This is a genomic window from Streptomyces sp. NBC_00820 (assembly GCF_036347055.1).
Taxonomy (GTDB): Bacteria; Actinomycetota; Actinomycetes; order Streptomycetales; family Streptomycetaceae; genus Streptomyces.
On the sequence record NZ_CP108882.1, the window covers coordinates 1,409,041 to 1,430,524 of the forward strand.

General features: G+C 71.0%; 26 protein-coding genes. 11 read left to right on the top strand and 15 right to left on the bottom strand.

All coding sequences use genetic code 11. The annotated features are described in order from the left end of the window. Nucleotides 1-39: 39 nt before the first annotated feature. Nucleotides 40-720 carry a pyridoxamine 5'-phosphate oxidase family protein gene (locus tag OIB37_RS06495; protein ID WP_330456569.1) on the top strand — a complete coding sequence of 227 codons (681 nt, stop codon included), beginning with the start codon at nt 40-42 and terminating at the stop codon, nt 718-720. Nucleotides 721-738: 18 nt separating this feature from the next. Here OIB37_RS06495 and OIB37_RS06500 read toward each other — a convergent pair whose 3' ends face one another. Together OIB37_RS06500 and OIB37_RS06505 are read right to left on the bottom strand one after the other, a co-directional pair. Beyond that, nucleotides 739-1,683, bottom strand: coding sequence for a DMT family transporter (locus OIB37_RS06500; protein ID WP_330456570.1), 945 nt, complete (start codon nt 1,681-1,683; stop codon nt 739-741). Nucleotides 1,684-1,878: 195 nt separating this feature from the next. After that, nucleotides 1,879-2,883: an EamA family transporter gene (locus OIB37_RS06505; protein WP_443058120.1), complete on the bottom strand. Its 1,005-nt coding sequence runs from the start codon at nt 2,881-2,883 to the stop codon at nt 1,879-1,881. Between the two features lie 221 nt (nt 2,884-3,104). Here OIB37_RS06505 and OIB37_RS06510 point away from each other — a divergent pair, with 221 nt between their 5' ends. Beyond that, nucleotides 3,105-3,380 carry a hypothetical protein gene (locus tag OIB37_RS06510; protein ID WP_330456571.1) on the top strand — a complete coding sequence of 92 codons (276 nt, stop codon included), beginning with the start codon at nt 3,105-3,107 and terminating at the stop codon, nt 3,378-3,380. A 222-nt stretch (nt 3,381-3,602) separates the two neighbouring features. Here the strand turns inward: OIB37_RS06510 and OIB37_RS06515 are convergent, their stop codons facing one another. The 4 genes from OIB37_RS06515 to OIB37_RS06530 form a co-directional block, all read right to left on the bottom strand. Next, nucleotides 3,603-4,028, bottom strand: a complete 426-nt coding sequence (locus tag OIB37_RS06515) for a DUF4267 domain-containing protein (RefSeq protein ID WP_330456572.1) — start codon at nt 4,026-4,028, stop codon at nt 3,603-3,605. A gap of 62 nt (nt 4,029-4,090) precedes the next feature. After that, the gene (locus tag OIB37_RS06520; protein ID WP_330456573.1) at nt 4,091-4,264 is read right to left on the bottom strand and encodes a hypothetical protein; all 174 of its coding nucleotides are present in this window, start codon (nt 4,262-4,264) and stop codon (nt 4,091-4,093) included. Between the two features lie 132 nt (nt 4,265-4,396). Further along, a complete protein-coding gene (locus tag OIB37_RS06525) occupies nt 4,397-4,747 on the bottom strand; it encodes an antibiotic biosynthesis monooxygenase family protein (RefSeq protein ID WP_330456574.1) in 351 nt (116 codons plus the stop codon). 45 nt (nt 4,748-4,792) lie between these two features. Next, entirely contained in the window at nt 4,793-5,239 is a 447-nt protein-coding gene (locus OIB37_RS06530) for a DUF1772 domain-containing protein (protein WP_330456575.1), read from the bottom strand. 90 nt (nt 5,240-5,329) lie between these two features. On the opposite strand from OIB37_RS06530, the gene OIB37_RS06535 reads away from it, so the two are divergent. Then, the gene (locus OIB37_RS06535) at nt 5,330-5,908 is read left to right on the top strand and encodes a TetR/AcrR family transcriptional regulator (protein WP_330456576.1); all 579 of its coding nucleotides are present in this window, start codon (nt 5,330-5,332) and stop codon (nt 5,906-5,908) included. A 630-nt stretch (nt 5,909-6,538) separates the two neighbouring features. On the opposite strand, the gene OIB37_RS06540 is transcribed toward OIB37_RS06535, so the two are convergent. After that, nucleotides 6,539-7,123 carry a Clp protease N-terminal domain-containing protein gene (locus tag OIB37_RS06540; protein ID WP_330456577.1) on the bottom strand — a complete coding sequence of 195 codons (585 nt, stop codon included), beginning with the start codon at nt 7,121-7,123 and terminating at the stop codon, nt 6,539-6,541. A 199-nt stretch (nt 7,124-7,322) separates the two neighbouring features. Between OIB37_RS06540 and OIB37_RS06545 the strand changes: the two genes are divergently transcribed. Further along, entirely contained in the window at nt 7,323-7,526 is a 204-nt protein-coding gene (locus tag OIB37_RS06545; RefSeq protein ID WP_330462096.1) for a hypothetical protein, read from the top strand. 171 nt (nt 7,527-7,697) lie between these two features. Here the strand turns inward: OIB37_RS06545 and OIB37_RS06550 are convergent, their stop codons facing one another. After that, complete coding sequence (locus tag OIB37_RS06550) at nt 7,698-8,363, bottom strand: PadR family transcriptional regulator (RefSeq protein ID WP_330456578.1); 666 nt, start codon at nt 8,361-8,363, stop codon at nt 7,698-7,700. A 194-nt stretch (nt 8,364-8,557) separates the two neighbouring features. On the opposite strand from OIB37_RS06550, the gene OIB37_RS06555 reads away from it, so the two are divergent. Continuing rightward, nucleotides 8,558-9,025 (top strand): hypothetical protein, encoded by a 468-nt coding sequence (locus OIB37_RS06555; protein ID WP_330456579.1) that lies wholly within the window; start codon nt 8,558-8,560, stop codon nt 9,023-9,025. 218 nt (nt 9,026-9,243) lie between these two features. Here OIB37_RS06555 and OIB37_RS06560 read toward each other — a convergent pair whose 3' ends face one another. Continuing rightward, on the bottom strand, nt 9,244-9,672 hold the full coding sequence (locus OIB37_RS06560; protein WP_330456580.1) for a VOC family protein: 429 nt from the start codon (nt 9,670-9,672) through the stop codon (nt 9,244-9,246). Nucleotides 9,673-9,872: 200 nt separating this feature from the next. Continuing rightward, nucleotides 9,873-10,439, bottom strand: coding sequence for a TetR/AcrR family transcriptional regulator (locus OIB37_RS06565; RefSeq protein ID WP_330456581.1), 567 nt, complete (start codon nt 10,437-10,439; stop codon nt 9,873-9,875). A gap of 101 nt (nt 10,440-10,540) precedes the next feature. Between OIB37_RS06565 and OIB37_RS06570 the strand changes: the two genes are divergently transcribed. Together OIB37_RS06570 and OIB37_RS06575 are read left to right on the top strand one after the other, a co-directional pair. Beyond that, the gene (locus OIB37_RS06570; RefSeq protein WP_330456582.1) at nt 10,541-10,972 is read left to right on the top strand and encodes a nuclear transport factor 2 family protein; all 432 of its coding nucleotides are present in this window, start codon (nt 10,541-10,543) and stop codon (nt 10,970-10,972) included. Nucleotides 10,973-11,145: 173 nt separating this feature from the next. Then, entirely contained in the window at nt 11,146-11,958 is an 813-nt protein-coding gene (locus tag OIB37_RS06575) for a PhzF family phenazine biosynthesis protein (protein ID WP_330456583.1), read from the top strand. Nucleotides 11,959-12,038: 80 nt separating this feature from the next. Here the strand turns inward: OIB37_RS06575 and OIB37_RS06580 are convergent, their stop codons facing one another. After that, complete coding sequence (locus tag OIB37_RS06580) at nt 12,039-12,866, bottom strand: CPBP family intramembrane glutamic endopeptidase (RefSeq protein WP_443058121.1); 828 nt, start codon at nt 12,864-12,866, stop codon at nt 12,039-12,041. Nucleotides 12,867-13,061: 195 nt separating this feature from the next. Beyond that, nucleotides 13,062-14,579 (bottom strand): glutamate--cysteine ligase, encoded by a 1,518-nt coding sequence (locus OIB37_RS06585; RefSeq protein WP_330456584.1) that lies wholly within the window; start codon nt 14,577-14,579, stop codon nt 13,062-13,064. 581 nt (nt 14,580-15,160) lie between these two features. Between OIB37_RS06585 and OIB37_RS06590 the strand changes: the two genes are divergently transcribed. After that, nucleotides 15,161-15,745, top strand: coding sequence for a hypothetical protein (locus OIB37_RS06590; protein ID WP_330456585.1), 585 nt, complete (start codon nt 15,161-15,163; stop codon nt 15,743-15,745). 411 nt (nt 15,746-16,156) lie between these two features. Continuing rightward, a complete protein-coding gene (locus OIB37_RS06595) occupies nt 16,157-16,363 on the top strand; it encodes a DUF5999 family protein (RefSeq protein ID WP_330461779.1) in 207 nt (68 codons plus the stop codon). 149 nt (nt 16,364-16,512) lie between these two features. On the opposite strand, the gene OIB37_RS06600 is transcribed toward OIB37_RS06595, so the two are convergent. From OIB37_RS06600 to OIB37_RS06610, 3 genes are all read right to left on the bottom strand, one after another. Further along, nucleotides 16,513-17,277, bottom strand: coding sequence for a carbohydrate ABC transporter permease (locus OIB37_RS06600; protein ID WP_330461780.1), 765 nt, complete (start codon nt 17,275-17,277; stop codon nt 16,513-16,515). 128 nt (nt 17,278-17,405) lie between these two features. Further along, entirely contained in the window at nt 17,406-18,467 is a 1,062-nt protein-coding gene (locus tag OIB37_RS06605) for a carbohydrate ABC transporter permease (protein WP_330456586.1), read from the bottom strand. An 8-nt stretch (nt 18,468-18,475) separates the two neighbouring features. Continuing rightward, nucleotides 18,476-19,768 carry an extracellular solute-binding protein gene (locus OIB37_RS06610; RefSeq protein ID WP_330456587.1) on the bottom strand — a complete coding sequence of 431 codons (1,293 nt, stop codon included), beginning with the start codon at nt 19,766-19,768 and terminating at the stop codon, nt 18,476-18,478. Between the two features lie 441 nt (nt 19,769-20,209). Here OIB37_RS06610 and OIB37_RS06615 point away from each other — a divergent pair, with 441 nt between their 5' ends. Together OIB37_RS06615 and OIB37_RS06620 are read left to right on the top strand one after the other, a co-directional pair. Beyond that, on the top strand, nt 20,210-20,737 hold the full coding sequence (locus OIB37_RS06615; protein WP_330456588.1) for a universal stress protein: 528 nt from the start codon (nt 20,210-20,212) through the stop codon (nt 20,735-20,737). 109 nt (nt 20,738-20,846) lie between these two features. Beyond that, on the top strand, nt 20,847-21,404 hold the full coding sequence (locus tag OIB37_RS06620; RefSeq protein WP_330456589.1) for a hypothetical protein: 558 nt from the start codon (nt 20,847-20,849) through the stop codon (nt 21,402-21,404). Nucleotides 21,405-21,484 lie beyond the last annotated feature (80 nt).

Here is a 21,484-nt window from a genome sequence, read left to right on the forward strand (position 1 = left end):
TACCTCAGGCCAGCCACCGCCACCTTGGAGGGAACACCCATGCACGGGGAAACGGCACCGCAGTCCACCGCCTACACGCCGACCGACCGCACCGTGCCCACGCGCTCCGCACAGCGGGCGTCGTACGACAGGGACCTGGTGCACGCGATACTCGACGAGGGCTACGTCTGCCATCTCGGGTTCGTCCGCGACGGCGCCCCGGTGGTACTGCCGACGCTGTACGCCCGGGTCGGCGAGCGCCTCTACGTCCACGGGTCCACCGGTTCGCGCCCGCTGCGGATGAGCGGTGCGGCCGACCCGGGGCTGCCGGTGTGCCTGACGGTCACCCACGTCGACGGGCTGGTGCTGGCCCGCTCCGCCTTCCACCACTCCGTCAACTACCGCTCGGTGATGGTGCACGGCACCGCCCACGAGGTCACCGACCCCGAGGAGCGGCGCCTCGCCCTGGACGCGCTGGTGGATCACGTGGTCCCGGGCCGGGCGGCCGACTCCCGGCCCGCGAACAAGAAGGAGCTGGCCGCCACCGCGGTCATCCGCCTCGACCTCGACGAGGTCTCGGCCAAGACGCGCACGGGCGACGCCAACGACGAACCCGAGGACCTCTCCCTGCCGCACTGGGCCGGCGTCCTGCCGCTCCGCAAGGGGTACGACACCCCCGTCGCCAACGCCGACCTGGCGCCCGGCGTCGAACTGCCGGACTACCTGTCGGCACCGGCGTAAGGTCCGGCCCGGCCCCGGTCAGACCGTGACCGGCTCCCGCTGTCCGCCCCCTCGCACCTCGCTCACCGCGAGCCCCGCGACCGCGCCGAGCATCAGCAGGGTGCCGGTCACGGTGGCCGCCGTAAGGCGCTCACCGAGCAGGACGACGGCGAGCACGGCCGCGGTCACGGGCTCCAGCAGCATGATCACGGAGACGGTGGCGGACCGTACGACGGCCGCGCCCGCGAAGTAGAGGGCGTAGGCGAGGGCCGTCGGGACGGACGCGATGTAGGCAAGCAGGACCAGCAGGCGCACCGGATGGACCGTGTGCGGGAGCAGCCCCTCGTGCAGGGCGAACGGCAGCAGGCACAGGGTGGTGACCGCGAAGGCCCAGATCGTGGTGCCGGAGGAGTCGGCGGCGCCGTCACGCCCCCACCACCGGGTCAGCAGGGTCATCGCGCTGTAGCCGGCGGCCGACACGAGCGCGAGGAGCACGCCCGCCGGGCGGACCGTGGCGGCGGAGCCGCCGAGGGTGAGCACGGCCAGCCCGGCGAGCGCCCCGGCGATCGCGAGGACACCGCCGGCGCCCAGCCGCTCCCCCAGGACCAGCCGGGCACCGAGCGCGATGAGGACCGGGCCGGCGCCGAGGGTGACCACGGTGCCCACGGCCAGACCGGTCGACTGCACGGCCGCGAAGTAGGCGGTCTGGAACACGGCCAGGCCGATGCCGGTGGCGACGGACCTCCTCACCCGCAGGCGCAGGGGTTCGGACGCGGCCGGTGCGACCGGACGACGCGTCAGGCGGCCCGCCAGCAGCAGGGCGAGTCCGACGGCGCAGCGCCAGAAGGAGAGGGTGAAGGGGCCCATGTCAGCCGCGCGGTAGACCAGCGAGGCGGCGGCGCCCGCGGTGCCCCAGGTGGCACCGGTGACGATCAGATAGAGCAGGCCACGTCCGACGGACAGGCCGGAGACAGTGTTCGACACGAGTTTTTCTCCGCAGAAGCGCACTCGGGAGTGCGGAAGACGAAAGGCGTCCCGCGGCGGCGGGGCGCACGGACTTCATCTGCGGGCAGCACCGTCCCGCCCGGCGCTGTGCGCGTCGGGCGCGTTCTTCCCGGAGGCCCGCCTCAGGCGGCCGGGGGCGGAAGGACGAGTGCGTTCGAAGGCATGATCGTCACCTTACGCAGCCGTGCCCCGGGCGGACAACTCCCTTTCCGCGCCGCTGCCCGCGACCGTTGCCGGGGTGCCCTTGGCGGGCGCCGAGGACTGCGCGATGAACGCGCCGACGAGTACGACGGCACCACCGGCGACCTGCGGCGCGGACAGGTGCTCCCCGAGGAGCACCCAGGCCAGCACGGTCGCGATGACCGCCTCCAGGCACGCGACGACCCCCGCGACCTGCGGTGACAGCCGCCGTACCGACAGCACGCCGGTGACGTACGCGACGACCGTGGCGACGAGCACGATCCAGCCGATCAGTACGACCGCCGGAACCTCGGTGCCGTCCATGTGCACGGAGCCGGTCAGCACCGCCCGGTTCATCGTCCACGGACGGGCCACGACGGTGAGCACGGCGGCGCCGACCAGCAGCCCGTAGGCGATCACGCCCAGCGGGTCGGGCGCCTGCTCACCCGCGTCGCCGCCCTGGTCGGAGAGGATGAAGTAGCCGACCTGGCAGCAGGCGGCACCGAGTGCGAACAGCAGGCCGAGCACGTCGAACCGGAGCCCCGACCACACCTCCACGACGCAGGCGAGCCCGCCGGCGGCGAGGACCACGCCGAGCGCGGCGGCCCGCGTCACCGGCCGCCGCTGCACGAACCGCACCCAGCCGAGCACCAGCGCGGGCGCCAGGTACTCCACGAGCAGCGCGACCCCGACCGGGATGCGGGAGAGCGCGGCGAAGTAGCAGGCCTGGACACCGGCGACGGCGAGCAGTCCGAAGCCGACGAGCAGCGCGGGGCGCCGGCGTACCAGGCCGCGGTGGCGCACGGCGAGCGGCAGCATGACCAGCGCGGCCCCGGTCACCCGCAGCCACACCACGTGCAGCGGTTCGAGTCCCGCCTCGATCAGCGGCTTCGCCGCCACCCCCGACCCTCCGAAGGCCAGCGCCGACAGCAGCGCGAGCCCTGTACCGACTCCCTTGCCGTGGCCGCCCCGGCCGCTCTCAGACATATGCACGGGCACATGATGACAGGGGACGACATGAGCGTCACCCCTGTTGACACCTGTCTCAGGGGGTGGACGGACGAAGCGGGCGAACTCGTCCGCGCAGGCCTGGGGACTCTCTTACGGATCTTGTTACTTCAGTCCTCGGGCCTGCCGATTTGCGACAGCTGACAGGTGGAGTGCATGCGAGGGCGTAATCCGATGGCAGCCGTCTCTGCTGAGTCCGTACGGTCGGTGGAATGACACAGAGCACTGTGGACCCGGCGAAAATCACGCCCGAGATGGCCGCGCAGATCCGCACCTGGCGGGTGGATGAAGACCTCACCTGGCGCTCCGTGGCCCAGGCCGCGACCGACCTGTGGGGGTCCGAGTGGGGCAGCAACCAGATCTACGGCCGTGACCTCTGTGTGGCCGCAGCGAAGGTGATGGGTGAGGACCCCGACCAGGAACCGTGGAACCGACCCCGCCAGACGCTTCCCTGGATCAGCGGGGGGACCACGGATGGCCCGGGATGAGTTGGATCAGCGCGGGATGCAATGTCCCGCAGAGGCGGGTGTTCGTGTGTCTCTGCAGGGCTACTGGAGGCCGCCCCCCTGGGTGACGTGCGAACCGGCGCGCTGTCACCTGCAGTTGCAGCTGGATGCGCTGCCTGGCCTTTCCCGGCGGACGCTGACACGCGAATACCGGCGCGCGCCAAGGTGGCCCGGCCGGGGTCGGGCCACCTTGGACCGATGGGTTCAGGCGGGCTGCGGGGCGGGCGTCGCCGGAACGGCCGCGACCCTGCGGGTCTCGCGCATCATCAGCAGGCCGTTGACCACCATCAGCGTCGCGGTCAGGCCGTGGACGCCGAGCGCGGTGGCCACGGAGCCGTGGTGGGCCAGCACGTTGCTCATGTCGCCGTACGCGGCGAGGGCCTCCACCAGCAGCACCCAGCCCAGCGCCCGGCGGTGGCCCGTCACCAGCAGGATGCCCAGGACCAGGGCCAAGACGACGTCGCGGATTCCCTTGATGATCAGGAAGCCGTCACCGTCGCCGGACGGCCAGCTCGGCAGGCCGTAGCCCGGCACCGTCGTCTCCGGGCTCAGGATGAACTCGGTCCCGAACCAGAGGATGAAGAGGATGAAGGCGGCGGCCAGGACGGTGTTGATCTTCTTCAGCGACATTGTTCTTCTCCATGCGAGTCTTCGCGAGTCTGGTGGAGCCTGGTGTGTCGTATGGGGCCTGGTCAGACGGCGCGGACGCGGCTGATGTGGCGGGCGTAGCGAGGGCGACCGATGACGTGCCAGATGTCGCGTACCGGCGCGGGGAGAGCGGACGGGGGCGTGCGCCCTAGGTGTTCTGTCCACGCCGGGACCGCGGCGTCCAGCGTGGTCTCAACGCGCTCGTGCTGGGCCTGCATACGCAGGAGGATGTCCGCCTCCGGATCGACCGGGCAGGAGCGGCGGCCACAGTATTTCGGGCCGGCCGCGCACCCGCCCGGACCATGCTGGGCGACGAGGGCTACAGCAGCCGTGCTGCTACAGCTGTCGTGTCATCCGTCGATCTGCTCGAAGATGTGCGGGTACGACACGATGTCGTCGGGGAAGTCGGCTGCCATGCGCTGGAACTCCGGGTTGGCGAACGCCGTGGCGAGAGCCTCGGTCGAGTCCCAGACCGCGACGTTCATCAGAAGCTGACTGTCCGCCGTTCCCTTGTGCATCTGCAGTGAGACGAATCCCGGCTGAGCCTTCATGAACTCGGCCTGCCTCCGAAAGAGGGCCAGGAACGCTTCAGTCCTCTCCTTCGGGACGAAGAAGGTGTTGGCCAGGACGATGGGCCCGGTCTTCTCCTTGAACTGCGCGAACATCGGCGTGTGCGGGTCGAGACTCTGCAGCTTGGCCATTTTCGGTACTTCCTCTCCGCTGTCGGTCAGTGGGTGGTGGGTGGCTCAGGTGAGGGCGGCGACCAGCAGGGCGAAGGCGGCGATGATGACCGCGACGCGGACGTAGTGGAAGCGGTCCCAGCGGTTCATCTGCTCCTTCCAGTCCTCAGGCCGGTTGTCTGGGGTCCACGCCTTGCCCCGGTTGTTGATCGGGACGAGCAGCAGGATCGACATGACCACGCTGACGACCAGCAGCGCGCCGGCTGTGACGACGAGGCCGGCGCCGTGGTGGTGCCATCCGGCGACGGCCCAGACCGCGACGAGGACGAGCGATCCGATGTACCAGAACGGCATCACGGCGCCGAGCATCCGGCCCCCGTGGGCACGGCCGAGTTGGCCACTGTCCTCCGGGAGTGCGTTGAAGATCCGGTTCATGACGAAGGCGACGGAGAACTCCACCCCCACCATCACGCCGACGACCACGGTGGTGACGATCTCAAGTGCGTTGAGCATGACTACCCCTCTGGCGTCTAGCATCGCTAGGTGATGAGGCAACGCTAGTACTGCTGCCGCTTGATTGTCTAGCGGTGCTAGGATCGAATCATGTCGGTAAAAGAACGCAAGGAGCGCGAACGGGCGAGCCGGGAGCGCCTCATCGTGGCCACCGCCCGCGAACTCGCCGAGCAGCAGGGCTGGGACGCAGTCACCACCCGCCAGCTCGCCGAGCGCATCGAATACAGCCAGCCCGTCCTCTACAGCCACTTCCGCGGCAAACGGGAGATCATCGGCGCCGTCGCCCTGGAGGGCGCCGCCGAGCTAGCCGCGGCGGTGCGCGCCGCGACCGCCGCCGCAGACGGCCCGCGCGAGCGGGTGTACGCCCTCGCCCGCGCCTACCTCGACTTCGCCGCACGCAACCCGGCGGTCTACGACGCCATCTTCCAGCTCGACGGCGGCCTGCCGTACGCACAGGAGGACACCCCGGAACCCCTCAAGGACGCCTTCGCCGCACTGCTGGAGAGCCTCGACGAGGTCGCCGGGGACGGCGTCGCCCCGGGGCTGTTCACCGAGGTGTTCTGGGCGTCCCTGCACGGACTGGCGACCCTGACCAGGTCGGGACGACTGCCGCCAGAGGACGCCGAGCCGAGGGTGGAGCTGCTGGTGGACCGGCTCGCCATGGTCTGACACACCATCCCGGCGGGCACGCAGCCGGGGCCCTCGGGCCCCGCCGCGCCTGCCTGCGGCATCGCTTCCGGTCGCACGCGCCCACACGGCGCAGCCACAGATCGACGGGCCCCGCACCCCGAACAGTCGCCCGCCCAGGAAGCTGCGATGCTCATTGATCACGGCCCGATACACGCCCTGACGCCGCGTCTTTCGCCGGTGCCCTCGTCATCCTCGCCGAGGTGGACGGTCGCCGGGTCACGCAGTGGGCGCAGGCCCTCGACCGTACAGACAAGACAAGGCCCAAGACAAAGCTCACCGCACCCCACAAACGCGTTCGACCCCTGGCTCCCACGCCCCTTACGAGACACGGCAGCTGTGCCTGAACAACCGGCGCCCTGGAGAGAGTCGTACCAGGACTGGGCGAGCTCCAGGTCGTCCGTCGCGCTCACGGCCTGAATGGGCGACGATGCCGGCAATCCGTCCACAAGGTCCAGCAGGGCGGCGCGACGCCATGAGTACGGCCGTGCCCGGACGCCCCCGGTCGGCAGTGCGAGAACATCCCACACGGAAGCGCGCAGGTTCGTGGATTCCTGGAGGCGTACGAATCTGAACCCGCCCTGACGGCGGGTGATTTGACGACTTCACCGCTTAGGTGAACTCCCCCGTACCGGTCTCGATGAACTCCCCCGCGCCGGCCTCGATCCGGGCACGCAGGCCGGGCACGGGGATACCGGCACGCTCCAGCACCTCCACGGCTCGGGAGGCCGGATCCACCACGAGCGAGGCGAGCAGATCGATGCCGTTGGCCCGGGGCTCGCCGCGGTGCCGGGCGCGCAGCCGGGCGTCCTCCATGGCGGCTGCCGCGGCGGGCGACCAGTCCCCGGTGTCCTTGGACTCACCGCCGTACCGGGCAGGGCGGGGCAGCGCGGCGGCAGTGCCGGAGTTCTCCACGCCGCTCTGCCAGCGCAGCCCGTAGCCGATGCTGCGCTGCACGAGATAGCCGAGCAGGCGGGCGAGTTGCTGGGGGGTGCCGACGACGGCACGGGTCTCGGGGTCGGACTCCAGGAGCGAGTGGAGCAGATGAGCGGTGTCGATCTGCCGGTCCCCGTCCCGCAGGGCCCGGCGACGGGCACCGGCGGTCACCGCCGCCAGCTCCGCGCTGAGCCCGGCATCGTCCTCCGCGGGCGGTCCGCCCTCGTCATGAGCGGCCTGGCGGGTTATACGGGGTTGCACACCCCTACCTCACCAGCCTCCACGGCCCGGGGCATCCGCGAGGGGAACCATTCTCACGTCCCACGCGGAGTGGACATCCCTGGCCGAAATCTCATCCTCACGGAGGAGATCAGGCCGAATTCCGCCGCCGGAGCGCGCGCGGCATCGCCCCGCGCCCTGAACGCAACCGCACCTGCGTGCCGGTACGTCACTCACGTATATGGAGCACGGGTACGGGTGCGAGTGCTGGCTGGTGGCGCTTCCGGCGGTCGACGGCAAGCAGTACGTGTACCGGGTGTACGCCCCCGGGGACGCGCTGCCCGCCGACCTGTTCTGGGAGGCCTGGCACTGCCACGACGAAAGCGCCTTCCCGCGCGCGTGGGACCTGTTCGACGCGGCGGTGATCCGACGGATGGGAGCGTGACGAACTCATCGGCACCCGAAGCCGCTTCGCCCTTCCGGCACCGGAGGATCCCGAACGACGAGGGCACCCCGCGGAGTTCCGCGAGGTGCCCTCGTCGCCGTACGACCGCGAGACCCGCCGGCGCTCGTCGGCTCAGCGCTCGTCGGCCCAATACCCGTCGGCCACGTCGGCTCAGTGCTCGTCGGCGAGGATGAGGTAGAGCTTCTTGCGGGCGTCGTTGATGACGGCCAGCGCCTTCTCGCGCTGCTCCTTGGTGCCGGTCTTCCAGACCTGACCGAAGGCCTCCATCAGGCCGAACCCGGCCTGGCGGATCTCCGTGAGGGCCTCCCAGTCGACGCCTCGCGAGGCCTCTTCCCAGGGGGCGTCGGGGCCCTCGTCGGCAGCGCCGCGACCGCTCTCGGTGAGGGAGAACAGCTTCTTGCCGCCCTCGCTCGCGCTGACGATCAGCCCCTCGTCCTCCAGCAGTTGGAGGGTGGGGTAGACCGAGCCGGGGCTGGGCTTCCACGCGCCCCCGCTGCGCTCGGCGATCTCCTGGATCATCTCGTAGCCGTGCATGGGCCGGTCCTTCAGCAGAGCCAGGATCGAGGCACGCACGTCACCCCGCCGCGCCCTCCCCCTCGGGCCGCCACGCCCGCGCGGCCCCCAGGGCCCGAACCCGGGACCTCCCGGACCACCGTGCCCGAACCCCGGCCCACCGGGACCGCCCGGCCCGAACGGCCCGAAGGCGGCCCGCCGCCCCTCGAACCCACCGAAACCGCTGAACCCCCCGAACCCACCCCGGCCGTGCGGGCCCGGACCGCCCTGGTGATGCCCGTGCTCGAATCCGTGACTGTGCATCGCGATCACTCCATCCCCTCGTCGACCTGTCACGTACCGCTCGCGTTCATTACGCGATACCTCAACGATATATCGGAACCGATCGCCTGACAATGCCCTTCCCAAGGCGGGGCTTGCTGTCCCGCCCCGGGCGCCGGCACCTACGTCGCCCGATACCGTCGGGAGGTCATGTTCCGGTTCTTAGACTGAGCCTCGTGACGACATCGAGCACCTTCGGGCATCCCCGCTGGGGACTTCAGTTCCATTGGTGGGCCGTGGACCCGTCCGGGCAGGTGGGACTGTTCTACTCCGCTTTCGGACCTGTCCCGACCGCTGCCAACACCCACGTGGCGGCCATGGACGGTGCGACCGGTCAAGCGAGGGCGCGGCATCCCGAGTGGTTCGACTGGATCTGCCACGAGGATTCGGAGGAGTGCCCGCAGACGCACTGCCCGATCACGCTGGACCGAGGGCCTTACCTGTTCACCTGGGACGAGGAGACCGACGACCGGTACACGCGGTTCGGTATCCCGAAGGAGCCGCTGCTCGCTTCCGAATCGCCGGAATGGCTGGCGCGGGCCGCGTCGCTGATCGAGACCGACTTCCTCTTCGAGCGAGCCGCCCGGGTCGATCTCGGTTATCCCGCGGGCCAAGAGCTTCTGTCAGGCAGCGACCCGCACTGACACCCGACCCGTCGCCGTAGGCCCACCGGTCACCGGCGACCGCGACGACTGCGAGGTGTGGGAACCGTCCGGTGCGAAGGCCGGCGGCGTTCGCACCGCGACGCCCGGCAGCACCCGACTTCACGACGTCGCCCTCACGGGATGACTCCCGCCTCTGGGGCTGCCTTTGAGGCACGCCCCAGGAGGACGGCTCCCCACCTTGCCGTCTCGGAGGATGCTCAGTCGAGACAGAACTCGTTGCCCTCGATGTCCTGCATCACGATGCACGAGTCGTATTCGTCGAGCAGTAGCTGCACGCGCACCGCGCCGAGCGGGACCAGACGTGCGCACTCGGCCTCGAGCGCGGCCAGGCGCTCCTCACCCACGAGCCCGGTGCCGACCCGCACGTCAAGATGGACCCGGTTCTTGACGACCTTGCCTTCGGGAACCCGCTGAAAGTAAAGCCGCGGGCCCACACCCGAGGGATCACTGCAGGCGAACCACGAACCCCGGTCCTCAGGCGGCCGCGAGCTGTCGTAATCGTCCCAAGTGGCAAACCCCTTCGGCGGCGGCGGTACGACGTACCCCAACACCTCGCACCAGAATCGAGCGACGCGCTCGGGATCCGCGCAGTCGAAGGTGACTTGGAACTGCTTGATCGATGACATCGGCGCACCATAACAGAGGGATTCCCGTCGCTCATCTCCCTTTATCCATATGCGCGTTGACGAGGCGCGACGGCCCTTGAGAGCCACTGCCGCGTCGCGCGGTCGCACGGGGTGACCCCATGCCGCTGCCCCCAAGGGGCCGTTCGTCGTCGCGGACCGGACCCGCTCCACGCACCGGCCACCGGCGGCGTCGGCCTGCTTCACTCCGGCGGGTCCGCCAGGGCCTTGATGGCCGGCCGGAGCAGGGCGGCGATGTGGTCGGTCGGGGCGTCGCGAAGAGCGGCCAGGCCGAGGAGCTGGTGGCCGATGGTGACGCCCAGCAACGCGGTCACGGCCAGTGCGGCGCGCAGTTCGGGGTCCTCGGCGGCGGGCAGGGCGGCACCGAGGCCGTCGATCTGCCGGCCGAGGGCGACACGTACGTGATCCGCCGCCGCCGGGTCGGTGAGCATGGAGCGCATCATCGCCAGCGCGCCCTCGGGAAGGCCGCCTAGCTTCAGGCCGAGCGTGGCCAGCAGTTGGTCGACGAGGGCGTCGGTGTCCGTGGCCGTCGGCGGGGCGGGGAATGCCTGCACGGCCTGGGAGAACAACTCGCGCTTCGAGCCGAAGTACTGCATGACCAGAGCCGGGTCGACGCTCGCCGCGGCCGCGACGGCGCGAATGGTGGTGCGATCGAACCCCTTCTCGGCGAACAACTCCCGGGCGCTGGCGAGGATGCGCGCCTCGGTGGCTCGACGGCGGTCGGCGCGGGACTGGTGAGGGGTGGTCACCGGTTCACTCTACGACCCTTCGCTCTACGGACGTTGACCGAACCTTCCGGCCGACCTTACGGTGAGTGGGTCAACAACCGTTGAGTGAAGGGAGTGCCCCCGTGCCGGATCCGGAGACGCCCGTACCCGCTGTCCTCGGCCCTCGCGAGGTACTGGCCCGCTACTACCAGGCCATGCTCGACAAGTCCGCGGACGATCTCGCCGACCTGTACGCCGAGGACGCGGTGCACGAGTTCCCGTTCGCCTTCCCCGGCTTTCCCCCGCGCTTCGAGGGGCGCGAGGCCGTGCGCGCGGGATACCGGGCGGCGTGGGGCGCCGGCACCGCTCGGGTGGAGGAGATCAAGGAGATCGCGATCTACGAGACCGCCGATCCGGAGGTCGTCATCGCCGAGCAGGTCGTGACGGGATCGCTTCCGGCCGCCGGCCTCTCCTTCGGCATCCCCGGCCTCCTGATACTCCGCGTCCATGACGGACTGCTCACGCGGGTCCGCGACTACATGGACGCGTCGGGGGTCGCCGGCGCCAGGGGGTGAAGCCGGACCGGTGCGGCGGCACGCGCCCGCAGACCGTTCCGGCACGCGACCCGGCACAGCGGCGCCGGCCGGACGCGCTGAGCGACTCCCAGGACGGGGACCCGTCCGCGAAGAGGGCCGCCATTCGCGAATTGGCCTTGGCCGCGCGCCCGCCGGGGCCCTAGCGTCGGTTCATGCGCATACGAATCGTGGACGCCTTCACCGACCGCCCCTTCGCCGGCAACCCTGCCGGGGTGCTCCTCCTGGACGACGTCTTCCCGGACGAGGACTGGCTCCAGAACGTCGCCCTGGAGGTCAACCACGCCGAGACGGCGTTCGCGCACCGGCTGCCCGAGGGCGGCGAGGCGGACTGGGCCCTGCGCTGGTTCACGCCCGTCACGGAGGTGGCGATGTGCGGGCACGCCACGCTCGCCACGGCGCACGTACTGCAGAGCACCGGCGCCCACGAGGGACCGGTGCGGTTCGCCACGCGCAGCGGAGTCCTGGTCGCCACGCCCGGTGCGGACGGCTGGATCACCCTGGACTTCCCGACCGCCCCGCTCACCCCCGTCGAGATCCCGGCCGGGGTCACCGAGGCGTTGGGTGCCGCACCGGTGGTCGCCTACGACACCGGCCCCGGCGTGGGCGATCTGCTGGTGGAGCTGGCCGACGAGAAGACCGTCCTGGGCCTCGCCCCCGACCTCCGGGCTCTGAGCGCCTACTCGTCCCGCGGCATCATCGCCACCGCCCGGGCCGCGGACCCCACCCTGGGCTACGACTTCGTCTCCCGCTGTTTCTTCCCCAACGTCGGTATCGACGAGGACCCGGTCACCGGCAGCGCCCACACCGCGCTGGCCCCGCACTGGGCCGCCCGCCTCGGCCGGAACGACCTGACCGGGCTGCAGGCCTCGCGCCGTACCGGCCTGGTCCGCACGGAACTGCGCGGTGAGCGCACTCTGCTCGTCGGCCGCGCGGTCACCGTCATCGAGGGCGAGCTGCTCGCCTGACCGGGCGCAGCCCGCTCCGGGTACGGCTCGCTCCCCCGGGCCGTCGGCGTCCTTCTCGTCCGACGGGCGGGACCCGTTCCTCAGGCCGTCGGCAGCCAGCTCACCTGGCCCGCCAGCAGGGCGTAACCGACGAAGGCGCCGATGTCCAGGAGGGAGTGCGCGACGACCAGCGGGCCGACCCTGCCCCAGCGGCGGTAGAGCCAGACGAACACCACGCCCATGACCATGTTGCCGACGAAGCCGCCGATGCCCTGGTAGAGGTGGTACGAGCCGCGCAGGACCGCGCTGGCCGCCAGCGCGGCCACCGGGCTCCAGCCCAACTGCCGCAGCCTGCGCAGCAGATATCCGACGACGATCACCTCTTCGAGGACCGCGTTCTGCACCGCGGAGAGGACCAGCACCGGGTATTTCCACCACACACCGGGCAGCGCCTCGGGCACCACGGTGAGGTTGAAGCCGAGGCTGCGGGCGGCCAGGTAGAAGGCGATACCGGTGCTGCCGATCACGGCGGCCACCGCCGCGCCCCGGCTCAGATCGAACCAGGGTCGGGTACGGTCGAAGCCCAGCGTCCGCAGGCTCGCGCCCTCGCGCGTCAGCAGGTGGGCGACCAGGACGACGGGCACCAGCGCGGTGGCGATGCCGAAGAGCTGCCAGGCGAGGTCGAGCCACGGCCGGCCGGGCGCGGCGGAGGCGTTGAGGGTGGCCGCCTGGTCCTTCAGGCCGCCCGGTTTGGTGACCGAGCCGATGAAGCTGATGAGAGCGGACACCCCGCTCGCGCCGAGCGAGAGCGCCAGGACGAGCAGTGTCTCGTCCCGCAGCCACCGCCGGGGGATCCGCTCCCGCTCCATGGAGGGAACGGACGGGACGGACGGAACGGACTCGGCCACCGGGTCAGCCTCCACCTGCACTCCAACTGTCAGGCGGCTCACCCGCCCCTGCCTCACCTTCGTCCCGCAAGGATCGCAGAAGCACGGCACGGCGCAGGGCACCGGGCCGACAGGAGGCTCTGTCCCGTCACCCGCCCCTGTCGCGCATCCCTGTCACCCGTTCATGTCAGTCACCCGCAGTGTCACCCGCCCCTGCCACTTCCAGGGGCGCTGCCCTCACCCCAGGGCCACGGCCTCCGGTGATCCCACCGGCCAGGTGTGCACCGGTTCGCCCGCCTGCATCAGCTCGGCGTACCGGCGCGTCGTCGCGGCCAGCGCGGCCTCCCGGCTCGCCCCCTGTTCCAGGGCCCGGTGGAAGGTCGCCGCCTGCCAGGACGCCCCGTTGACCCGGCGGCGGCACCGCTCCTCGATGACGCCGAGGTAGAGGTCGCGGTCGGCCGGCTCGACGCCCCACGCGTCCAGCCCCGCCGAGGCCAGCGGCAGCAGTTCGTCGCGGACTAGGGTGACCGCGTCGACCTCACCCGTGCCGCCGTACCGTCCGCGCCGGGGCCAGACGAACCGGGCGTCGATCCCGTGGCGGCAGGCCGCGTCGAAGTTGGCCTCGGCCGCCTCGAACGGCAGCCGGGTCCACACCGGGCGCGCGTCCTCGGCGAGGGCGCGCACCAGGCCGTAGTAGAAGGCCGCGTTGGCGATCACGTCGGTGACGGTGGGTCCGGCCGGCAGCACCCTGTTCTCCACGCGCAGGTGCGGGACGCCGTCCGCGATGTCGTATACGGGCCGGTTCCAGCGGTACACCGTGCCGTTGTGCAGGACGAGTTCGGCGAGCCGGGGGATGCCGCCCGCGTCCAGGACCTCCAGCGGATCCTCGTCGTCGCAGATCGGCAGCAGCGCCGGGAAGTAGCGCAGGTTCTCCTCGAACAACTCGTACGCGGAGGTGATCCAGCGCTCGCCGAACCAGGTGCGCGGCCGGACACCCTGGGCCTGGAGTTCTGGCGGGCGGGTGTCGGTGGCCTGGAGGAACAGCGGTGGCCGGGACTCGCGCCACAGTTCGTGCCCGAACAGGAACGGCGAGTTGGCGCCGACGGCGATCTGTGCCGCGCAGGCCACCTGCGCGGCGTTCCACACGTCGGCGAACCGGGCCGGTGTGACCTGGAGATGGAGTTGTACGGAGGTGCAGGCGGCCTCCGGGACGATGGATTTCGAGGTGCAGTACAGGTGCTCGACGCCGTCGATGTCGAGCCGGAACTCCTCTCCGCGGGCGGCCACGATCTGGTCGTTGAGGAGGGCGTAGCGGTCGACCGCGGAGAGGTTGCCGGAGACCAGGTCGTCACGGCCGAGCGTGGGCAGAATGCCGATCATCACGATTCCGGCGTCCACCTCGCCGGCCTTGCGGTCGGCGTACGCGAGGGACGTGCGCAGTTCCTCGCTGAGCCGGTCGAAAACCCGGCCGCCGAGGCGGTGCGGGGCGATGTTCACTTCCAGATTGAACATGGCGAGTTCCGTTTGGAAATCGCGACTCGCGATGCGTTCGAGTACTTGACCGTTCAGCATTTTCGGCAGCCCGTCACGGCCGGCGAGATTCAACTCGATCTCCAGGCCCATGAGGTTCTTCGCACGGTCGAACCGCTTCTCGGTCAGCAGTCGCTCCAGTCCCATCAGACACTTCTGGAGCTTTTCTCGGTACCGTCGGCGATCGGACAGGTCGAACTCCACGGCCTCGACCTTCTCCCCCATCGACGTGTCCCTCCTCGCTTGGGCGGGCCGGGGAATCCGGCCGCCGGGTCCCGGGTCAGGTGGGATGATGCCCAGCGGAAGCGATCGATAACGCCCCGCCGGGCACCACCGCCCGCTACATTGTCGGAATGTGTCCAGGGGCACATTCACGAGGCATGCGGCATCACACTTCTCCGGGTGCCCTGATCGCCTCGTGAAAAACGCCGACGACAATCGGCCGACCGCGTCGGTGGCGTATTTCGAGGTCAGCGGTGTCACGTGGACCGGAAATCGGGATGACCCGCGCAAAACAGTGACTGAATAGCCCCTTGCGCGGCCCACCGGAACCCGATAGACGAAACAACGTCTGAACACGTCTCGTATAAACTTCGCGAAACAAGGCCGAAGTGGCTGGCGCCCCGGTACCGGTTCTGCCGTGTTCCTGCCGTGATCCGACCGTCAAGGTGACGGGCGGCAGGCCTCAGCCGCACCCGTGCACACCGACCGGGCCCCCTCCCCCCAGGCCGTACCCGTGAGCAGACAGCGCCGTCCGCCACACCCTCCTCGCGCCGCCGCGCCTGTCGAACGAGAGGCGACCCACCATGCCGCTGCACGTGCCCCCTGCCCCCGCGCCCGCACTTCGCTCCGTCCTCACGGCCCTCGGTTCCCCCACCGCGGTCCGTGAGGCCCGAACCCCGTCCCTGCGAGCCGCACAGGGACCCGTGAACGCCGAACTTCCGCTTGCCGTACACACGTTGGACCGGATCACTCCACAGGGTCTGTCCGCGACCCGGCTGACCGGCTGGCGTTTCCTGATCCGCTGCGGTGAACGCGCGGTGGCCGCCGCCGACACCATGCTCACACCCGACGGCTGGGCCTTCTCGCACTTCTTCGAGGGCCCTTACATCACGTCCACCGAGCGCGCCCTGGAGCAGGCCGAGGCCGTACAACAGCCTTATCAGCCGCGCCTGCTCTCCGTGCCCGGCCTCTACATGCTCACGCTGTGGCTGCACGGGGACGCCACCGCCGATCCCGCCGAGGGCCACCCGGCCGACACCGACCTGCTGATCCCGCTCGCCCCGGCACCGCCGGGCATCTTCGCGCACCGGCCGCACCGCGTCTCCGAGTTGCTCCCCGTGCTGACCCACCGGGCGACCCGCCTGCCGCTGCTCGGCTCACCCGCCTGACCGACACCCGCGCACCTCACCCACCTCGCGTACCCCCGGGCGCCATGCGCGACCCGCGCACCACGCGCGCCCCTCGTCCGCGACGCGTACCCCGCTTCCGTGAAAAGAGGCGGGGTACGCGTGTTCCCGGGGCCGTGAAGAGAAGCGGGGCACGCGTGGTCCCCGGGGCCGCGGAGGGAGGCGGGGCACGCGTGGTCCCCGGGCGGACTAGCCCTATCCGACCACTCCGAACCACCCAAAGGGACAGGCCAGTTGGACTGAACCGCCCGCCCGGGTGATGCGTCATCAACCAGTGACGAAGCGGTGCCCTGAAATCCCTGCGGAATGACGCCCGGAGGGCAACACTGGGTTCCGACCGACTCATCACCACGGGGGACGGACATGACCACAACAGAGCGAGAGATCCCACCCATGTGCCAGCACCAGCCACCGTGCCCGCCAGCCGAGTCCGCCGACCGGGAGTCCGCCCGCCACGTGGCGCACCACCCGGAACAGGGGTGGAGCCTGCTGTGCAACGGCGTCCTCCTCTTCGAGGACACGGGTGAACTTCTGCCCGACGGCCGGGTCATCGCCCCGCACCGCCCGCTCGGTGCGAACCACGTGATGACCGCCGCCTGAGCAAGCCCCGGGCGGCCCACGGCGCCACCCGGTGACCTGAGGGGCCGGCCGCACACCCACGGTGCGCACCGGCCCCGACGCGTGTCCGGCGACCGCGCCCTCACGCGTCCGGAACCACTCCCCCTCCGTCGGCCGCCCGCGGCACCGCCTCACCCCTTCGTCGCACCCGCGGTGAGACCGCCGACGAGCTGGCGCTCGGCGACCGCGTAGAAGGCGAGGGCGGGGACCATGGCGAGCACCAAGTAGGCGAAGACCCGCGCGTAGTCGGTGGCGTACTGGCCCTGGAACTGCTGTACGCCGACGGGGACGGTCCACCAGGTGGAGTCGGTGAACACCAGCAGCGGCAGGAAGAAGTTGTTCCAGCTGGCGACGACCGCGAGCACGCAGACCGTGCCGAGCGCGGGCCGGGCCATCGGCAGCAGCACCCGCCAGAAGAAGCCGAGCGGTCCACAGCCGTCGAGGGTGGCCGCCTCCTCCAGCTCGCCCGGGATCTGCCGGAAGAAGCCCCGCAGGATGACGATCGTCATCGGCAGCCCGAACGCGGCCTGCGGAAGGATCACGCCCAGCGGGTTGTCCAGCAGGCCCAGCGAACGCAGCAGCAGGAACAGGGGCAGCGCCGCCACCGCGAACGGGAACATCAGCCCCATCGTGAACAGTGTGAACAGCAGCTCCCGGCCGCGGAAGGCGAACCGCGCGAAGGAGAACGCGGCGAGCGCGGAGACCGAGACCACGAGAACCGTCGTACCGGCCGCGACGAGAGTGCTGTTGCCGACCAGCCGCCAGAAGGAGCCCGACCCCAGGATGCCGGTGTAGTGCGAGAACACCCAGGGGCGGGGCAGCCCGACCGGGTTGCGGGAGAGCTGCCCGGTGGACTTGAAGCCGGACAGCACGGCGTAGAGCAGGGGTGCGGCCATCACCGCGCCGACGGCGACCAGGACGACGTGCACAGGTACGGCCCTCGTCCGGCTCCGACGGGTTCCACGTGTCCGGCTGGTCCCGCGTATCCGGCTGGTCCCGCGAGTGCCGCGTGTCCGGCGTGTGCTCACGTCCCCGCTCCCCTCATGGTCGTGGTGGCCCCCGCGAGGTCGCGGCGCAGGACGAACCGCTGGTAGGCGAGGGCGAAGACGAGGCTGATGGCGAACATGACCACGCTGATCGCGCTCGCGTAGCCGACCTGGTAGCGCTTGAAGCCGTACTGGAAGAGGGTCACGGCCATCGTCTCGGAGTGGTGGTCGGGGCCTCCGCCGGTGACCACCCACACCAGGTCGAACAGCTGGATCGATCCGATCACGGACAGGAAGACGCTGATCCGCAGCGTGGGCGCGAGCAGCGGCAGGGTGACGTGCCGAAAGCGCTGCCAGGGCCCGGCGCCGTCCACGGTCGCGGCCTCCGTCAACTCGGCCGGGATCGCCTGGAGTCCGGCCAGGTACAGCATCATGTGGAAGCCGAAGTACTTCCACGTCATCACCAGGAACAGGGTGGCCAGCACGGTGGAGGTGCCGGAGAACCACTCGCCGCCGAGACCGCCGAACCCGTCGCGACCACCGAACCCGTCGAGGCCGACGCCGCCGAGAAGGTGGTCGGCCAGGCCGTCCCCGGGAGCGAAGACCATGCCGAACAGCACTCCCGTGATGGCCTCGGAGAGCACGTACGGCGCGAAGAACAGCATCCGGTAGACCGCGCGGCCACGCACCTTCCGGCCGAGCAGCACCGCCATGGCAAGCGCGAACGGCAGTTGCAGCGCCAGTGACAGCACGACCAGGAGCAGACAGCGCCACAGGTCCCCCAGGAACACGGGATCCCGGAGCAGGCGGCTGAAGTTGCCGGTGCCGGTGTAGTCGGAGGGCATACCGAAGCCGCCCCAGCGGAAGAAGGACGCGTACAGCGCGAACAGGATCGGCAGCAGGACGAGGACGCCGAAGAGCACCAGCGCGGGCAGCTGGAGTCCGACGGCGGTCAGCCAGTGGAGCACCCGCCGCCGCCCGCGGGTCCGGGCCGCACCGGACGGCGGGAGCGGGTACGGGTGCTGGTGCGGATGCGGGTGCGGGTGCGGCGGACGGGTGCCGGCTCCGCGCCGCCCGTCCGAGCGGAAGGGGGAGGTCATCGTCCGCCCTACTGCTCTTCCTTCGCGGTCCTCGTGATCGCGTCCGCCACCTGCCGCGGCGAGGTGGATCCGGCGATCAGCCCGGCCACGCTGTCGTTGACCTGCTGCCCGAGGGCGGGGGCGTACGCCTGGTCGAGATAGAGCTGGAAGCCGGTGGCACCCCTCAACCGGGCCTGGACGGCCTTGAGGTTGTCGTCGCCGAGGGCACTCTCCGCCGCCGGCACGACCGGCAGGACGCCGGTCGTGCGCACCAGCTCCCGGTCGGTGGCCTCTGAGGCGAAGAACCGCAGGAAGTCCACGGCCGCCTGCGGCGCTCCCTTGCGCAGCGCGTGGCCGCCGCCCCCGCCGAACACCTCGGTGATCACGCCCTTGCCGCCCTCGACCGCGGGGAACGGGAAGAAGCCGAGGTCGTCGCCGAGCCCCTTGCCCGCGTCCGCCTCCACGACGGGCGCCCACTGGCCCATCAGCTCCATGGCCGCCCTGCCGTTGCCGACGGTCGCGGCCTGCCCGGTCGGAGTGGAGTAGGCGGCACCGAGGAAGCCCCGCTGGAAGGGCCGGAGCCCGACGAGGTCCTTCAGATGCTCTCCCGCCCGGACGAAGCCGTCCCCGGTGAAGTCCTTGTCCTCGCCGGCCTTGCGCAGGGCGTCGACACCCGCGGTGCGCATGGCGAGGTACGCCCAGTAGTACATGCCGGTCCAGCTCTCCTTGCCGGCCAGGGCGAGCGGGGTGATCCCGGCGGACTTCAGCTTCCGCACGGCGTCCAGGAATCCGCTCCAGGTGGTCGGGGGCGAGCCGATGCCGGCCTTCCTGAACAGGGACTTGTTGAACCAGAAGCCGACCATGCCGATGTCGAACGGGATGCCGTACAACTCGCCGTCCAGCAGATACGGCTGCTTGGCGACGGGGAGCAGGCCTTTGGCGAACGCCGCCGTGCGGCCGGTGAGGTCCTCGACCAGTCCCGCCTCGGCCTGTTGCCGGAGCACGCCGCCACCCCAGGTGTGGAAGATGTCCGGCAGTTTCCCGGAGGCGGTCAGCGCGGTCATCTTCGACTTGTAGGCGTCGTTCTCCAGCTGGACGACCTTCACCTTGACCCTGGGGTTGCGCGCCTCGAACTTCCTGGCCAGACCGGCCCATACGGTCTTGGTCGGTTCCGTGGTGGAGATGTTCCACCACTCGACCGTGGTCGTCCCCGAGGACGACCCCCCGTCCGAGCCGCCGCAGCCGCTGAGCGCGCTCACGCCGAGACCGGCCGCGACGGAGGCCGTCAGGAAACCGCGGCGGGACAGTGCGGGGTCACCCATCATGCGCTCCTTCGAAACTTTCGGAGTTGCTTCGGAACGGGTCCCGACCGAGGAGGGCAAGGCCCCTCGGCTTCCTCCGGATCCGCTGTCAGGTCAAGGTGCGCCGAAACATTCGATGATTTCCCCGAACGTTCCGAACCGGGACTCTAGGAACGGGTGCGGGGAGCGTCAAGGTGTCGCGCAGGAGCGGGTGGAGAGCGGGCCGGCGCCGATGAGGGACGGACCGCCGGCGAGAACAGCGCGCCGGTGAAGGCCGGCCCGCCGACGAGCGCCGAGCACGCCCGCGGCCGCGCGCGCGTCCGGCATGTGGGAGAGCACCCCGCCGGCTGGTCGAATCGCCCGCGCGGGAGTGGGATGGAGGAAGGAAGCCACGCGAGCGGACCCGCCCGCGGGAGATGCCCGCGGGCGCCCGTGAGGAACGGCGGATGGAGCGGTGGAGTCATGTCCGGTTACGACGCCTCGTCGACCGTCCGGGTACTGGTCGGAGTGAGCGGCTCCCTGGGCAGCGTCACCGCCCTGCGCCGGGCCGCTGCGCTGGCCCGGAGCCTGCGGGCCGAACTGTGGCCGGTGCTGGCGTGGGAGCCGCCCGGTGGCGATCCGGCCGCGCGCCGATCCGCCGTCGGACTGATGGCCGAGGAGTGGCAGCGGCAGGCCGGTCAGCGGCTGACCGCGGTGCTCGACGAGATCTTCGGCGAGGAGGGCCCGGGCGTGCCCCTGCACGGTCTCGTCGTCCGCGGCTCTCCCGGCAGGGCCCTGGTGGCGGTCGCGGACCGCGAGAACGACCTCCTCGTCGTGGGTGCCGGCCGGCGCGGCCTGCACCGCGCCTTCTCCGGCCGGGTCTCCCGGCACTGCCTCGCGCACGCCGGCTGCCCGGTCCTGGCCGTACCGCCGTCGCCGCTGGAGTCCGACCTGGTGGCCGTCCACCGGCGCAACACCTGGCATCTGCGCATGGACACCCGGGGCCTGTGAGGAGCGGCGTCAGACCCGCGCCAGGAAACGCCGGAACACCGTCAGATTGCTGTCAAGGTCCACTGCGGCCGGATCCCGCCGGCCCCCGGTCCCCTCTACCGTCGTACATATGGAGCACCACGACGACACACGCCTGGAGGCGGCGGACACCCACCGGTTCGACACCGGTTCCGTGGTGTACGACCGCGAGTGGACCCGCGGCCTGCGCGGCTCGGTCCGTTGCGCGGCCGGACTGCTCGGCATGCTCCTGCTCATCGACCGGGCGGCCGGCACCCTGACCTGGTGGCGCTGCGCCCTGTGGGTCACGCTGGCCCTGCTCCTCTTCCTGGTGCTGCTCCCCGCCCGCGTCTCGGCCGGTGCGGACTGGCTGGCCTCCCGCCGCCTGCTGCGCACTCGGCGCGTGCGCACCGACCTACTGGTCGCGGCACGCCCGCTGGACGGCGTCTCCCCGCGCCTGATCCTGCGCGACACGCTCGGCGCGCGGGTCGAGATCGACCCCGACGTCCTGGTCCGCAACCCCGCTCTGTGGCACCGCCTCGACGAGGGGGCCCGCCGCTCCGAGGCGGCCGGCACCCTGCGATGCGGCACGACCGCCCTGCACCGGCTCGCGCGGCGCATCGACCGGGAGACGGCGCTGGAGGTGTTCCGGACATCGGGGCTGGATTGACTCGCTCCTCGGGCTGAAGCCCGACGCACCGCGAACGAACCCCGGCGAGCGAATCCCGGCAGCCGGGAGCCAGGCCACGT